We start from the raw sequence: 15,339 nt of genomic DNA, 5'->3' as shown, positions 1-15,339 counted from the left end.
CATGGTCATGGTGAGCATCAACTGCATCACATACAATCACGAGAAGTACATCGCTCAGGCGATTGAAGGCTTTTTGTCACAGCGCACGAACTTCGAGGTCGAGATTCTGATCCATGATGACGCCTCGACGGATCGGACGGCAGACATCATCCGGGAATACGTTCAGAAATATCCTGAAAAATTCAACGTCATCTATCAGACGGAGAATCAATATTCAAAAGGCGTGTTCATCGCCCGGTTGAACGAGGAGCGGGCACGCGGCAAATACATCGCGGTTTGTGAGGGCGATGATTACTGGACCGACCCGTACAAACTGCAAAAACAAGTCGACTATATGGAAGCCCATCCGGACTGTACGCTTTGTTTCCACGATGCGTACGTCGAGACAGGTGGGAAGCTCCACACGAATTGGCACGTCATTCCATGGATGCCGGAAAATCGAAAGCTTGCTTCATCCGTGCCCCGGACGTATGATGCCGGAGAATTACAGTTACTCGGGTTCGTTCCGACGATGTCCATGTTGTATGTGAACGATTTCCGTGACGCCCCGCGATGGCTCGAGGAGACGCCGGCGCGAGATGCATCGATTCGCTTGTATATCACGAGCAGGGGATACGCCTACTACATGCCGGAAGTGATGAGTGTCTATCGCTACGAGGTGGAAGGGTCGGCGACGACCATGTGGAACGAGGGGAATGTCGAACGTGACGTGAAGCGACATGAGGACTTCATTCATTTTATCAACTTATTTGATGCCTATACCGATGGGAAATACCATCAGGATTTAGAGTTATCACGAATCTCTTTTGAAGTGGGGCTTCACCGATTGAAAGGAGAGTATGATGTGTTACGTTCCACTCGGTATGACGCGTATCTCGATCGATTCGTCGGAATCGATCGAATCCGACCTTACCTGATGATCAAGCAGCCGCATTTAACGGAGTGGCTGATCAAAGTACGAAACCGAGCATTCGCTTAAGCGAAAGGAAAGGGGTGATCTCACCATGAATGGTTCAAATGTAGAAGCAGATGCCGTCATTCCCGTCACGCGACCGAGTATGCCGGATTTTGATACGTATGTCGAGATGATTCGTCCCCTTTGGGAATCGCGTCACTTGAGCAACCGTGGCGAGCATGTGCGGGCATTAGAAGAAGAGTTAGAGCAGCGTCTCCACGTCCCGCACGTCTCTTTATTGACGAACGGTCATCTGGCCCTCGAAACGGCGATTGACGTGCTCGGATTGACGGGTGAGGTCATCACGACGCCGTTCACGTTCGCCTCGACGACGCATGCGCTCATCCGAAAACAAATCACCCCTGTCTTCTGTGACATCAACCCCGTCGACTATACGATTGACGTCGACAAAATCGAGGCGCTGATCACGGAACGGACGACGGCCATCCTCCCCGTTCATGTGTATGGGAACGTATGTGACGTGGAGGCGATTGAACAAGTCGCGAAACACCATGGGCTCCACGTCCTCTACGATGCGGCGCACGCGTTCGGTGTCCGGCACGACGGGCGCGATGTCTCGACGTTCGGCGATATGACGATGTTCAGCTTTCATGCGACGAAAGTGTTTCATACGATTGAAGGTGGGGTGCTCACGTTCCGGGATACCCGTTACATCGAGGCGATTCATCAAGCCGTCAACTTTGGGATCACCGGACCAGAATCCGTCGAATCGGTTGGGGGCAACGCCAAGATGAATGAGTTTCAGGCGGCGATGGGACGGTGCAACCTCCCACGGATTGATACCGACATTGAAAAGCGGAAACGTCTGGTCGAGCGATACGACACCCGTTTAAGGGACGCTTCGTTTCTTCGCTTGAACCTCCGGAATGAACGAACCGAGTCCAACTATGCGTACTATCCGGTTCTCGTCACGCCAGGGAGAGAGGCACGCGATGACATGATGGCATACTTAGCGCAGCATGGGATTCTCGCCCGGAAGTACTTCTATCCGCTCGTGACCGATTTTTCCTGCTACGCATTCGACGCATCCGTACCGAACGCCACGTACGTCTCGGATCGGGTGATCACGTTACCTCTGTATCCGGACATGACAATGGAGATGGTCGACCGCATTTGTGACGTAATCCTTGAAGGAGGGAATGAACGATGAAAGGGATCATTCTAGCGGGTGGGAACGGGACGCGTCTCTACCCGATGACGAAAGCAGTCTCGAAACAGCTATTGCCGATCTACGACAAGCCCCTCATCTATTATCCGATGTCGGTGTTGATGCTCGCCGGCATCAAGGAGGTTTTATTGATCTCGACCCCGAAAGACATCTCCGGGTATGAGCGACTGTTCGGTGACGGGCATCAACTCGGAATCTCGATTACGTACCAAGTACAAGAGCGTCCGGTCGGTCTCGCGGATGCTTTCATATTAGGAGAATCGTTCATCGGGGACGACTCGGTTTGCCTCATCTTAGGGGATAACGTCTTCTATGGCCCGAACTTGACGCGCTTTTTACAGGATGCGAAAGAGCGGCAGTCAGGCGCGACGGTGTTCGGGTATCCGGTCAAAGACCCACGGGCATTCGGTGTCGTCGAGTTTGATGCGGACCGTCGTGTCTTGTCCATCGAAGAGAAACCGGCGGTCCCGAAATCCAATTATGCGGTACCGGGTCTCTACTTTTATGACAATCAGGTCGTCGAGTTCGCGAAACAAGTGAAGCCGTCCCCACGCGGTGAGCTTGAGATCACGTCAATCAATCAGATGTATTTGGAACGAGGCGAGTTGAACGTCGTCTTGTTCGGTCGCGGGATGGCATGGCTCGATACCGGGACGCCTGAGGGGATGATCAAAGCCTCCATTTTCGTACAGACGGTACAGGAACGGCAAGGCTATTACATCGCATGTCTGGAGGAGATTGCGTGGCGTCGTGGGTTCATCACACGAGAGCAATTGGCCGACATCGGTCAAACGCTCAAGATGACCGATTACGGACAGTATTTGATATCGCTTCTAGAGGAAGGAGAACAGACCAATGCATACGATCCTAGTGACTGGCGGAGCCGGGTTCATCGGTTCAAATTTCATAAAACACTTTCGGGACAAACATCCAACGTCACGAATCCTTAACGTCGACGCTTTGACCTATGCCGGCAATTTAGAGAATGTCCAGGCGTTCGAGCACGACTCGCTCTACGTGTTTCGGAAAGTAGACATCCGCGACCGTCCGGCGATTGATGAACTGTTCTCTCTCTTTGAGATTGACGAAGTCGTGCATTTTGCAGCGGAATCGCATGTCGACCGAAGTATTCTTGAGCCGGAGTTGTTCCTCTCGACGAATATCCTTGGTACACAAGTGTTGCTCGACGTGGCCATGCGGCATTGGAAACGATATCCGGACGACAAATACAGTCGAGAATACCGAGACAATGTCTGTTTCGTCCATGTCTCGACGGATGAGGTATACGGGTCGCTCGGGGAGACGGGATTCTTTACTGAAGAGACACCCCTCGCCCCGAACAGCCCCTATTCCGCCTCGAAGGCCGGGTCCGATTTGCTCGTTCGTTCCTATCATGAGACTTACGGATTACCGATTAAGATCACCCGTTGCAGCAACAATTATGGTCCGTATCAATTCCCCGAGAAACTGATTCCGCTCATGGTGCACCATTGTATGACTGATCAACTACTCCCAGTATATGGGGACGGAGGACATATCCGAGATTGGTTACATGTACAAGATCACTGTGAAGCGATTGATCTCGTTCGGCAGCAGGGACAGGTCGGGGAAGTCTATAACATCGGCGGACATAACGAGAAGACGAACCTCGAGCTCGTCCGAACGATTTTACAGGCGTTTGACTTACCCGATGATCGCATCCAATTCGTGACGGATCGCCCTGGTCATGACCGTCGTTATGCCATTGACGCGACGAAAATGAAAGACGAATTAGGGTGGATGCCGCGCTATCGTTTTGAACAAGGAATCAAAGAGACGATTGAATGGTATCGGTCACATCCGGAATGGGTTGAGCGCATTGTCTCGGGAGCGTACAAAACCTATTATCAAGACATGTATTCTTCCTGAATTTGCACCGTTCTATCATCCCGGGGAAGGGGGGATCGACATGGTGATGGTCAGCATCGACTGCATCACATATAACCACGAACCATACATCGCCAAAACGATTGAAGGATTTTTGATGCAGGAAACAGATTTTGAATTTGAAATCCTCATTCATGAGGATGCCTCAACGGATCGGACGGCAGACATCGTGCGTAAGTATGAAGAACAGCACCCAAACCTCATTCGGGTCATCTATCAAACGGAAAACCAATATTCTCAAGGTGTGTTGGTGAATCTGTTGAACGAAGAGAGGGCGCGTGGCAAGTACATCGCGCTTTGTGACGGGGATGACTACTGGACCGACCCGCAAAAGTTGCAGAAACAAGTCGACTATATGGAAGCCCATCCGGACTGTACGCTCTGTTTTCATGATGCGTATGTCGAAACGGACGACACACTCCATACCGGATGGCGCGTCATCCCGTGGATGCCTGAAAACAGAAAGTATGCCTCGACGGAACCGCGGACCTATCATGCCGGGGAGTTACAGCTACTCGGCTTCATTCCAACGATGTCCATGCTGTACCGAAATGGACTGACAGACCATCTGTTAGATTGGATCGGCGATACGCCTGCCTTCGACGGCGCGCTCAAACTTCACGTCGCAAGCCAAGGTTACGCCTACTACATGCCTGAGGTGATGAGCGTATATCGATTCGGTGTGTCCGGGTCGGTCACCACGAAGTGGCGTCAACGAAACAGGGAGCGCGACATCGAGCGGATCGAGGCGTTCATCCGAATGATGGATGCGTTCGATTCCTATACGAATGGCAGATTTCATCAAGAAATCGAAATCTCTCGCTTATCGTTCGAGGTCGGGTTGCATCGACTTCGACGAGATTTTCAAGCGCTGAAGTCACCTCGGTATGATCAATATGTGGAGCGATTTGTCGGTAGAGAGCGGCTACGTCCCTACTTGATGGTGCGACATCCAATCTTGATGGAGTGGTTGATTCGCATGCGCTCGCTCCAGCTCGGTTAAAGGAGGCGGCTCAAATGAAATTAGGAATCATGCAGCCGTACTACTTCCCATACCTCGGCTATATTCAATTGATGAACGCGGTGGACCAGTTCGTTATTTTGGACCATGTGCAATTTGCGAAACGAGGATGGATTCATCGAAACCGTATTTTGGTCGAGGGACACATCAAACCGATCCATCTGAAAATCGATCATATGACACAACATCGTACGATCCGTGAGCATGAGCGGATTCTCGATCCAGTTCATGAGACTTATCAACTGCGCTTATTGCACCATGCGTATCAACGCGCACCAAGTTATGCCGACGTCATGCCGATGGTTGAACGAATCATTCAAAATGAGGAACGCAATGTCGCCACTTATCTAGAAACGTTATTGACGGAAGTGCGTGACTATCTCGAGATGGATACGGAGTTATTGGTCGCCTCTTCGCTCGACTACGACAAGTCGCTGAAGTGTGAACAATTGGTACTCGAGATTTGTCATCATTTGCGTACATCGCATTACATCAATGCGATTGGAGGACAGGAACTTTATGACAAACAGCGTTTCGCGGAATCCGGAGTGCCGCTTGATTTTATCCAAATGAATGCTGTGGAATATGCTCAATTTGGTCATCCGTTCACGCCCAACTTGTCCATCATCGATGTCTTGATGTTCAATTCGAAGACGAAAATGCGTGAACTACTCGATGCCTATACGCTCGTCTAATGGGGCGAGATAGATGCCGCAACAATTAGGGGAAAGGGGACGAACACGTTGAATACATCATTTGAATGGACCAATCGACGTCTTTTCTTCAGCCCTCAACGAGACGCATCACTCGACTGGATGGATGCGTTCGCACAAGGACCTTGTGTGTTGGAACGCGATACCTATTTACGAATCTACTTCAGTTGTCGACCGAAACCGATCGATGGACGATACGTCAGTCACAGCGGGTATGTGGATGTCGCAAAAGAGGATTTCTCGATTCTTCGAGTGAGTGAACGACCGATACTGGAGCTCGGTGCACGTGGGACGTTCGACGAGTTTGGTGTCTATCCGTTCTCAGCGATTGAGGTTGGGGATGAGGTGCACGCCTATTATGGGGGCTGGACGCGTACGGTGTCCGTTCCGTTTAATGTGAATATCGGAAAAGCCATCAGTCGAGACGGCGGACGTTCGTTTGAGCGTGTCGGTCCAGGACCGATCCTATCGTATACACTCGATGAACCGTTCATCTTGAGCGGTCCGAAGATTCGGCGTTTCCATGACACGTGGGTCTTGTTCTATATCGCCGGACGAGAGTGGGTCATGGATGGCGAACGTCCTGAACCGGTGTATAAGATTCGGCTGGCCACGTCGAAGGACGGGGTCACTTGGGTGAAGGCGGGACGCGATTTGATCGAAAGCGTACTTCCCAATGAAGCGCAGGCTAGTCCAGACGTCTTTTATGAGGATGGGCGCTATCATATGTTTTTCTGTTACCGGGACGCGACCGATTATCGGAAGAATCCAGAGCGGACTTATCGAATCGGATATGCCTCTTCTCCGGATTTCCTCCATTGGACGCGTGACGATGACGTGATGAAGTTCTCGCGGAACGAATCAGGATTCGATGACGAGATGGTCGCTTACCCCCATACGTTCACATTGAACGGGAAACGGTATTTACTCTATTTGGGGAATGAAGTCGGACGAGAAGGATTCGGCATCGCGGAGCGCAAGGAGGGAGCGAGATGAAGTGGAAGAAACTCGGACACATCTTCGACCCGGCGCCGTACGGATTTTTCGGGAAGTACTCCTCGTTCGCCCAGTCCCCTCAGGCGCTCGTCTTCGAGGATTTTGTGCGCATCTATTTCTCGACTCGCGAACCGGACGGTGACATGTTCAAGAGCCACGTCCGATATGTGGACATGACACGTGATTTCAACATTATCGACGTGTCCATAGATGAGGTTATCCCACTTGGAAAACGGGGGACATTCGACGAACACGGGATCTTCCCATTCCACGTCACGCGGACGCGTGATGGGCTTTATGGCTATACGAGTGGCTGGAGCCGTCGAGACTCTGTGTCGGTCGAAACGGGGATTGGTCTCACTGTCAGTCGGAACGAGGGAGAGACGTTCGAACGGCTCGGCGACGGACCGATATTATCGGCGAGCATCGAGGAACCGTTTCTCGTCGGCGACCCCTTTGTGGTCACACGGGAACAATACTATATGTATTACATTTACGGGACGACATGGAAAGAGGGTCCGGATGGCGTCCAGGAAAGGACCTATAAGATTGCGCTCGCCACGTCAGAAGATGGACAGACGTTCAAGCGTCACGGAAGAATCGTTTCGGATACAATCGCGGACGAGAGTCAGGCGCTTCCGACCGTGTTCGAAGCGGACGGACGCTACCATATGATTTTTTGTTTTCGAGACACCTTTGGCTTTCGGACCGACCCGTTACGCGGATATCGATTAGGTTACGCCTATTCGGAAAATCTGTTGGACTGGACGCGTGATGATTCGGCACTCGGATTCGAACGAAGTTCCGACGGATGGGATGCGGACATGGAATGTTACCCGCACGTCTTCGAGTGGGACGGTCGGCACTACCTCCTTTATAACGGGAACGAGTTTGGGCGACATGGATTTGGTGTCGCGATTTTGGAGGATGTATGATGACTCGCGACCAAGGGACGGTTTCTGATTATATGGCGCATCTTGAAGCGTGTGATCATCTGTTCCCGACCAAGCTGTCGGAGCGGGTAGAGTTAGAGCCATACGCTTTGAAGCTGCACGAACGGGCGACGTCGTATGAAATCTGGAACGACGGGCGTCTCGTCGGGCTAATCGCAGCTTACATGGATACGGACATCGTCTTCATCAGCCATATTTGCGTGTTGCCGGAAGCGCCGTCCGGTAGTGGGCACGCCTTACTGGAAGCATTATGCGAAGAAGCGATCCAGACGAACAAACGAAAGATTCACTTGCACGTCGAGGCAACGAACGAACGGGCGATTGCCTTCTACATGCGACACGGCTTCAGCGAGCTCGACCGAATCGATGATGTGCTCGTCATGGAGAGTATATTATGAAACGCATCTCTCTCGTATTTTAGAATAAGAAAGTTAAATACAAACCGAAGCTGATCCTCGTCCATCGTACGAGGATTTTTTGATGAATGCAGGAATCTGATAAGCTTTATCGAATACGACAAAAAGAAAAAGCGCCTGACCGAGGTCAAACACTTTTCTTGAGCTCTTGTTTCCGGTCGCGTTGTACTTTCCAAATCACCGATCCAACGATGATCAGAATTGGCGCGATGACCCATGGACGGGCTTCGAGAATCGAGACGAGTTCAAAAATGGAGAGCCATCCGCTCACCATAATCAAGACTAGCAAAAAGGTTTTCAGTCCCCCCCGGACCGGAAGCCAAAAATAAACGAACAATGTCACTAAGAAGAAAGCGATTAAGCCCATGCGGTTTGTCCTTTCACCCATCATTTTGACTCATTATAGCAAAGAACATCGAGAGAGTGTTAGAAGCTTCACTTCTTCGGCGTGTTTCGGTACGCTTATAAAAGATGATTGAAGGAGGAACTGATGTGAAATTTGGAATTATTGGTTTAGGATACGTTGGATTGGCTACACTTTGTGGTTTGGCAAAAGCCGGTCATCACGTTATCGGGGTTGAAGCGGACGAAGAGAAGCTACGTCTTCTCATGAGTGGACACCCGCCATTCCATGAACCAGGCATGGCAGAGGTGTTGCAAGAGCACGCCGACCAGATCACCCTGACAAGCCGAATCGCGGATACGGAGCAGGTCGACTATTTGATTCTTGCGGTCGGGACACCGAGCAAGTCGGATGGAAGCTGTGACTTATCTTATATCGAAGCAGTCTTGTCGGAACTAAACACGAAGCATAAAATCGTCATTCGTAGCTCGGTCCCGCCCGGCACGACAGACTTACTGAACATCATGTATCCCTCTCATACGTTTGCGATCGTACCGGAATTTTTACAAGAAGGACGCGCGCTCGCAGATGTCATGAAACCACACCGTGTCGTCATCGGGTGTGTAAACCTCGAAGTCGCAGAAGAGTTGGCAGGAATCTACGGACGCCTTGGCGTTCCGCTCATCTGTACGACACCGATCAATGCAGAACTCATCAAATACGCCTCGAACGCCTTTTTGGCCACGAAAATCAGCTTCATGAACGACTTGTCGCGTCTAGCCGATCAAGCTGGCGCTGACATTTCGACGATTGCGGACGGGATGGGACTCGATCCGCGAATTGGGCGTTCGTTCTTGAACGCGGGCATCGGGTACGGAGGTTCGTGCTTCCCGAAAGACATGAACGCACTCCTACACGTCGCGAGTGAAAACGAGATCGACCTACGTGTCATCCGGGCGGCGACGAAAGTGAATGAGACGCAAATCGAGTACGTGCTCTCAAAATTGAACGTTGAACCGAACATGCGCGTGGCTATCCTTGGTTTGGCATTCAAACCAGGAACAGACGATATGCGAGATGCCCCATCGATTCTACTCGCTCACCACATGGTGGCCCGTAACGTGGACGTCATCGGGTATGATCCGATTGCGACGTGGGACTATCCACAAGCGACGACGGTCGAAGAGGCGCTGAAGGGAGCCGATTATGCCATTCTCGTCACAGAATGGGATGAGATCGTGAACTTGGCACCGGATGCTTTCAACGGCATGCGCCAGCGTCGATTGATCGATGCACGAAACGCATGGAAGTTTGCACGCGATCCGGGCGATGTGTCATACGAAGGAATCGGACGGATGCAACGTCCGTCGAACACACCGACTTCAAACTAAAACTGTTCAGGACCGCTCATATAGGCGGTCCTGTTTTTGCGAGACGTGAATCTTTTGTAGCAGTCATGACGTATAAAAAGGAGAGGAGGCGAGGCATATGTGGATTCTCATTCTAGCAGCAGGAATCGTCATCGGGTTAGGCTTCGCGGTTGACAGGCTCGGTTGGTATCACTTGATCTCTGGATATAATACGATGTCGAAAGAAAAACAGGAGCGGGTCGACATCAAAAAAGTGGCGCGACTGATTGCCTGGATGTGTTACGGGATTGGTGCACTTTTTCTCATCATTGCACTTATCGAACTGTCTAGTTGGAACGTCCCGCTCGAACCGTTCTTTCTCGTCCTGATGGTATTCATTGTCGGGATGCTCTGGCGGATGCAACGCTATGACGGTAACATCTACGATGGAGCGGGGCGCTTGAGACCAGATGGGAAAAAACGTCTCATTCCGATCATCATTGTCTCTGTCGTCTTACTCGTCGGTGTGCCGGCGCTCATGTTTTGGTTCAGTCAACCGACTGAGGTGACCGTGACGGATGAAACGATTGTGATTGAAGGCAGTTATGGTCGTGAGGTCCCGTTTGATGAAGTGGCAGACGTGACATGGACGACATTGCCGGATATCGCGCGTCGAACGAACGGAGCAGATACGGGAACGCGTCTGACCGGACATTTTCGGACGGAAACAGGGGAGGATGTACTCCTCTTTATCGACCGCGATGTCGAACCGGTGATCCGACTCGATTGGTCAGAAAAAACAATCTATCTCAATCAGTCTTCGTTTAAAGAAACGAGGCAGTTATATGAGGACATTCGTTCACGCTGAAAAAAGGGACACTCAACGCGAGTGTCCCTTTTTGTTGACCCATGATTCGAATGAAGCCGCATCCAGGGCGGGTGAGAAGTAGAAGCCCTGTCCGAGTTCGACCCCTTCACGAAGCATGCGTGACAGGTCGCTTTCGGTCTCAATCCCTTCGGCGAGAGCGGTCAGCTGTTGCTCGTTCGCAAAGCGAGAGACGGCACGTAAGAAGGAAGTACTTTCTTTCGCCTTTCCACTCACATACATCCGATCAATTTTCACTTCTTGAATCGGTAGGTGCCAAATCGCTTCGAATGAGGCGTATCCGGTCCCGAAGTCGTCGATTGATAGGCAATAGCCGAGGTCGGAGATGTCTTCTAATCGTTCGAGTTCACTCGCATACGACATGATATCCGAGGACTCCGTCAATTCAATCTTCAATCGGTCAGGTAGCCACGGGTATACCTCAATCGAATCCCGGAGCTTCGCCACGATGGAAGGGTCGACCGAATGGGCCGACAAGTTGAACGACAAGGAGATGTCTTCAAATGAAGTTCCTTGCCATGCGACGAGCTGGGCAATCGTCTGATCGAGAATATTATGTGAGAGCCATAAGATTTGATCGGAACGTTCCGCGATGCGAATGAACTCGTTCGGTGGGATGACTCCGATGTCAGGATGTGTCCAACGAGCGAGCACTTCCGCGCCGACGACGCGACCGGTTTTCAATTCGACTTGCGGTTGATACGCGACCGTTAATTCTCCTTTTCGGATGGCGTCCGGAAGCGCTTGTTCAATCAGTGCGGCGAGTTGCATCTGGGCTAAAATTTCCGAGTCATACCAAACCGAAGGGGTACGTGTCTCTTTGGCGTGCTGTAACGCCTTCATCGCCTTGAACAGACAATCGTTGTAAGTCGATTCCGTCTCAGTTGCCCCGATTTGAATATGCACATTTTGACGTTTATGGTTGATTGTCACTTCTGTCGGGAAGAGCTCCAACAGCTCGTGCTCATCCTCGTACGAGAAGCCTTTGACATACAGCATAAACGTGTCGTCTCGGTATCGACCGAAGAGATGTTGGGCATATTTCGAAAGACGGGACTCGACGGCTCGCGCAAACTCAATCATGAGCAGATCAGCATACGCAGGGTCGTACCAATCAACGAGATGATGATAGTCATGAATCCGGATAAGGACAAATGCACCGTCAATCTCTTGCTTTTCCCACTTGCGAATAAAACCGTATTCGTTATAGAGATTGGTCGCCAAGTCGAAACGGACGAGACGGTCGACCTTCCGTTCCCGTTCGACCCGGTCTGTCTCATCTTCGACGATGAGGTAATACGTCAACTTTTCCTCTCGCTTGAGCGGCGTCAGTTTCACATTCAGATAACGGAGATGTTCCCCTTTCAGATGAATGATGAACTGGGCACTCGTCCCATGTTCAGTCACACCTTCGAGCGCTTGCTCGAACAAGCGGCGACCCGTCTCGGTGAACAATTGATTAATCTCATATAAGTTCCGGTCACCGAAAAACTGCCGGAACATCTCGTTGCGCTCAATTAAATTATACGAGTCATCCATCAGTGCGATGGCGAGTCCCGTTTCAGAGAAGAGGGACGACCAACGTTCGTGATAGCGCACGAGATCTTGCGAACGATTTTCAAGTTCATGAACAGTCGAATGGACACTCGTGGCAATCTCGCGTAACTCGTCCTCGATCCCTCGAAAATCATGTGTTTTCGGAAACATCGCTTCGACAGGTTCTAGGCTCGGGTCGATGGCGAGTGCGCGTGCCTTGAGATGCGCCAAATCGTGATTGTAACGATTGCGTGTATAGTAGAGCAGGAATAAGAGTCCGAGAGATAAGAGCAACGTCACCACGAATGAAGTGGTGGCTAAGACTTGATAATGCTTACTTTCTTCTTGAAGCATCGTCTCAGAACTCGAACGGATGGAACGAAGGGCACCATAGGCGTCCTCGTAGACATTCGTTGAATTGACGTAACGAGCTTCTAGAGACACCTCGCGATTCGCCATATTCGCAAAGGACTGCCCGCTTTCTGCTACGTCGATGACCGCTTTCGATTGCAGTGTCTCATTCGATTCGATGATGGTTTGAACAAGTGTCGCTTCGCCGACAATCATGTCCACGGTGTTTGTGAGTTGATCCGCATCAATCGGGTTACGGAAGAGGGCTTCGCGATTCCGCATAAGAATCGATTGCATTCGCATGATGGCATCAGTCAGTTCGTATGCCGCATTCGATTGATTCGTTTGCTCGAGTGCTTGATATAGCCATCGTCGATTGATGGAACTGATGACATCCGTTGGGACCGCTTCGAACTGTTCTGCCTCGAGAATTTGATTCAACTCATTTGAAAACGTCTGGAGTGTCTCCCGTTCCCGTTCGTTCACACCGTCCTCAAAGTCGTTCAATAAACGCTCATTGTATTGGAGTGCCCGTTCTTTGTACGGTGTGGAGAGGAAGGATGTCGTCTGATTCGACTGCTCCTCATACCGGGTCGCCGCCTCGAACAGAGACACGTATGCTTCGACACCAGCTAGGTCTGCCGCTTGATTCAAATTCGTAATCGTCTGGTCGATGGCTTCTTGTTTTTCATGCCAATAAAAACTCGTGCCAAGTCCAAACAACAGGACACCGATGAGACAAGCAATCGCGAGCACCATCGTGTAGGTACGGTATGGAATTTTTGCAAAACGGGGTTGGCCCATCCGGCACCTCCTTTTTTCCTTCATCATACTTCCGAATTCGGGTCAGGCGATAAAAATCCTGCAAAACGAAAGAAAAACCCGACTTTTGTCGGGTTTTTTTGCGTGACGAAAGTCACGGTCGTTTATAACCGATTAAGCGTGACTGCCAATACGGTTCTTTACTGATTTGGTTGTATCCTAATCCGGATGAACCGGCATGGATGAACGTATCGGAATTGATCATGATACCCATGTGCGATGGCCCAGCGGTATATGTGTTTTCGAAGAAGACGAGGTCACCGGCCTGCGGGACGAATGACTTGGGTAATTGTGGTCCGAAATAAGCACCACCCCAATAATTAGCCACGTTTGTCCGTGGGATGCTGACGCCGGATTGATTGAATACATAATAGATGAGTCCTGAGCAATCGAATCCACCATTTGCCGGGCTTGATGATGCCCATACGTACGGTGTGCCGACGAAGCGTTTTGCCACATCGATGGTCGAAAGCCTAGTAGCTTGGGCACTTTGCCCTTTGATTTCAGTGACGGCTGATTTTGCGACGAATCCTGATGCGAGACGATAGTGGGTCGATGTCTCTCCGATCACGTTCAAGAGTTCTCCCCGAAGTGTCGAGCCGACCGTGCTACTCGACTCGTTCGCCTGTGACCGAATCGATGTCGGATAGTACGTATAATATGAATTCGAATCATAAGAACCTTCAACCCAAGACGGGCCGTCTGCCGAACCTTTCGGGACAGTTTTCACATAAGCCGAGGCGACAAATCCTACCGTATTCCCGTAATAGATTTGAAGCCAGCCTTTTGACGACTGGACGACGCGCAACGTCTGTCCTGCTTTGACACTCCCGATGATGGTCGCGCTCGTCGATGCGCTCGAACGTACGTTCAAGGACGGTGTGTTGACGATATAATCGACAGCCGCATTACCAGCACCGGCATCGCCTTCGTTCGGAGCCGGGTTGCTCGGTGTCGTGGACGTCTGCTTCAAGTAACCGGCGCTCACGTATCCGGACTTCCCATTATACGTGACATAGTACCAGCTGCCCGACTGTTTCGTCGCTTTGACGACGGTTCCGTTCGGGATGGTCGTGACGAGCGGATAACCGACTCCTGCACCTTGTCGAACGTTCAAGTTTGCCGTCGTAGTGAATTGTTGATTGATCGATTGTCCTGTACTCGGTGTTGTCGGTGTCGCCGCTCCTGATGTCGTTAAATATGTATTGGCGACATATCCTGTTTTCGACCCGTACTTCACTTTCGACCATGACCCTTCGACAGATAAGACGGTCACGGTCTTGCCTTTTGGAATCGTGAGCAATACGGTCGTCTTCGTAGACTTCGACGAACGCAGATTCAAGTTGGCTTTCGTTTGAGCTGTAGCCGAGCTCGGTGTGACCGTTGTTGGTTTGTCGGTACTGCTAGACATAGATGCCTTTTGCAAATAGTCGTTATGCACCCATCCGGTCTGTCCGCCGTAACTGACTTTTGTCCATGAACCGTTTGATTGAATCGACGTGAGCGTCGTACCTTTTGGAATCGTCAAGAGGACGCGATGCCATGTTCCGCCCGCGACGCGCATGTTCAATGCGTGTGTCGTCGTGACGCGGTTCGTACTCGCCGTGGTTAACGAGGAACCACCAGTCGCAGCAGAGGGACTGCCTGTGAGCTTTAGTTTTTGACCGATGCGAATGCTATCGGAAGAGAGACCGTTCAACGATTTAATCGTCGCAACGGACACATCATAGGACCGACTGATCGACCATAACGTATCACCCGAACGCACCGTATGTGTGCTCGCCGCTGCTGCTTCGTCTGCGTGGGCAAGCACGCTGACCGCTGCAAGTGCCGCGAATGAATAGGTGAGACCAGACTTTGGATTCATAGCGTCACATCCTTTC

General features: G+C 51.0%; 14 protein-coding genes. 11 read left to right on the top strand and 3 right to left on the bottom strand.

Annotated elements, in window-relative coordinates; genetic code table 11:
- Position 1: 1 nt before the first annotated feature.
- Genes ACFO4U_RS08360 through ACFO4U_RS08320 form a run of 9 tightly spaced genes read left to right on the top strand, consistent with a single transcriptional unit; the run spans position 2 to position 8,151 of the window.
- The gene (locus ACFO4U_RS08360) at positions 2 to 979 is read left to right on the top strand and encodes a glycosyltransferase family 2 protein (protein ID WP_214690498.1); all 978 of its coding nucleotides are present in this window, start codon (positions 2 to 4) and stop codon (positions 977 to 979) included.
- A 25-nt stretch (positions 980 to 1,004) separates the two neighbouring features.
- Entirely contained in the window at positions 1,005 to 2,126 is a 1,122-nt protein-coding gene (locus ACFO4U_RS08355) for a DegT/DnrJ/EryC1/StrS family aminotransferase (protein WP_214690499.1), read from the top strand.
- The gene (gene rfbA / locus ACFO4U_RS08350; protein WP_214690500.1) at positions 2,123 to 3,094 is read left to right on the top strand and encodes a glucose-1-phosphate thymidylyltransferase RfbA; all 972 of its coding nucleotides are present in this window, start codon (positions 2,123 to 2,125) and stop codon (positions 3,092 to 3,094) included. Before ACFO4U_RS08355 ends, rfbA begins: the two co-directional genes overlap by 4 nt.
- Complete coding sequence (gene rfbB, locus ACFO4U_RS08345) at positions 3,000 to 4,052, top strand: dTDP-glucose 4,6-dehydratase (protein ID WP_214690501.1); 1,053 nt, start codon at positions 3,000 to 3,002, stop codon at positions 4,050 to 4,052. The genes rfbA and rfbB overlap by 95 nt, the downstream gene beginning before the upstream one ends.
- A 40-nt stretch (positions 4,053 to 4,092) precedes the next feature.
- On the top strand, positions 4,093 to 5,073 hold the full coding sequence (locus tag ACFO4U_RS08340) for a glycosyltransferase family 2 protein (RefSeq protein WP_214690502.1): 981 nt from the start codon (positions 4,093 to 4,095) through the stop codon (positions 5,071 to 5,073).
- Between the two features lie 14 nt (positions 5,074 to 5,087).
- Positions 5,088 to 5,786 carry a WbqC family protein gene (locus ACFO4U_RS08335; protein ID WP_159562884.1) on the top strand — a complete coding sequence of 233 codons (699 nt, stop codon included), beginning with the start codon at positions 5,088 to 5,090 and terminating at the stop codon, positions 5,784 to 5,786.
- Positions 5,787 to 5,834: 48 nt separating this feature from the next.
- Entirely contained in the window at positions 5,835 to 6,800 is a 966-nt protein-coding gene (locus ACFO4U_RS08330) for a glycoside hydrolase family protein (protein WP_251125260.1), read from the top strand.
- On the top strand, positions 6,797 to 7,735 hold the full coding sequence (locus ACFO4U_RS08325; protein ID WP_215243661.1) for a glycoside hydrolase family protein: 939 nt from the start codon (positions 6,797 to 6,799) through the stop codon (positions 7,733 to 7,735). Before ACFO4U_RS08330 ends, ACFO4U_RS08325 begins: the two co-directional genes overlap by 4 nt.
- A complete protein-coding gene (locus ACFO4U_RS08320; protein WP_215243662.1) occupies positions 7,735 to 8,151 on the top strand; it encodes a GNAT family N-acetyltransferase in 417 nt (138 codons plus the stop codon). The genes ACFO4U_RS08325 and ACFO4U_RS08320 overlap by 1 nt, the downstream gene beginning before the upstream one ends.
- Positions 8,152 to 8,296: 145 nt before the next feature.
- Here the strand turns inward: ACFO4U_RS08320 and ACFO4U_RS08315 are convergent, their stop codons facing one another.
- Positions 8,297 to 8,557, bottom strand: coding sequence for a hypothetical protein (locus tag ACFO4U_RS08315; RefSeq protein ID WP_214690505.1), 261 nt, complete (start codon positions 8,555 to 8,557; stop codon positions 8,297 to 8,299).
- A 104-nt stretch (positions 8,558 to 8,661) separates the two neighbouring features.
- Here ACFO4U_RS08315 and ACFO4U_RS08310 point away from each other — a divergent pair, with 104 nt between their 5' ends.
- Positions 8,662 to 9,903, top strand: a complete 1,242-nt coding sequence (locus ACFO4U_RS08310) for a UDP-glucose dehydrogenase family protein (protein ID WP_159562880.1) — start codon at positions 8,662 to 8,664, stop codon at positions 9,901 to 9,903.
- Between the two features lie 97 nt (positions 9,904 to 10,000).
- A complete protein-coding gene (locus ACFO4U_RS08305) occupies positions 10,001 to 10,729 on the top strand; it encodes a DUF3784 domain-containing protein (protein WP_215243663.1) in 729 nt (242 codons plus the stop codon).
- Between the two features lie 12 nt (positions 10,730 to 10,741).
- On the opposite strand, the gene ACFO4U_RS08300 is transcribed toward ACFO4U_RS08305, so the two are convergent.
- The gene (locus ACFO4U_RS08300; RefSeq protein WP_215243664.1) at positions 10,742 to 13,438 is read right to left on the bottom strand and encodes an EAL domain-containing protein; all 2,697 of its coding nucleotides are present in this window, start codon (positions 13,436 to 13,438) and stop codon (positions 10,742 to 10,744) included.
- Between the two features lie 112 nt (positions 13,439 to 13,550).
- Entirely contained in the window at positions 13,551 to 15,323 is a 1,773-nt protein-coding gene (locus ACFO4U_RS08295) for a C40 family peptidase (protein ID WP_214690509.1), read from the bottom strand.
- Positions 15,324 to 15,339: the final 16 nt, after the last annotated feature.

This window comes from Exiguobacterium profundum (assembly GCF_042652865.1).
GTDB classification, from domain to species: domain Bacteria; phylum Bacillota; class Bacilli; order Exiguobacteriales; family Exiguobacteriaceae; genus Exiguobacterium; species Exiguobacterium profundum.
Note: the sequence above shows the minus strand (reverse complement) of the source record. Positions and strands in the feature narration are given on the sequence as shown.